Source organism: Leptotrichia sp. OH3620_COT-345 (assembly GCF_003932895.1).
GTDB lineage: Bacteria > Fusobacteriota > Fusobacteriia > Fusobacteriales > Leptotrichiaceae > Pseudoleptotrichia.
Genome location: NZ_RQYW01000116.1, coordinates 1 through 492 on the forward strand (window position 1 = coordinate 1; position 492 = coordinate 492).

Here is a 492-nt window from a genome sequence, read left to right on the forward strand (position 1 = left end):
GGACAGAGGTATGAGTATAGGACAAAGGAAGTAAAAAGTAAAGGAGAGACATATAAAGGGATAGCCGTAGATGGAAAAGCTGCAGGAAGTATGTATGCGGGTAAGATAGATATAATAAGTAATGATAAAGGAGCGGGAGTAAATACAAAAGGGGAATTGGTGAGTGTAGATGATATAACATTGACAGCAAGCGGGGATATAACGACGAATAAGATAAATGCAGGAAAAGCAGTAGTATATAAGACACCAAAGAAAGTAAAGGTAAGGGGAACGGTATCGGCAGGTCATAAAGTACAAATCAAATCAAAAGAAACGGAAATAAGTGCAAAGGTAGTAACGGGATATTTAGAAAAGGCGTTAGGAAAAAGAGCCCTTGAGATAGAAAGTGACAAGACAAAAGTAAGCAGTGAAATAGAAGCGCAAGGGGAAATAAGTATAAAGTCAAGACTGACAGAAAACAGGGGAAACATATTTGCAACGGAAAAAGTGGAA

Annotated in this window: 1 protein-coding gene; it reads left to right on the forward strand. The window is 38.0% G+C overall.

What is annotated here, in order from left to right; all coding sequences use genetic code 11:
- A partial coding sequence (locus tag EII29_RS12355; protein ID WP_158612545.1) for a hypothetical protein occupies window positions 1–492 on the forward strand: 492 nt, incomplete at both ends.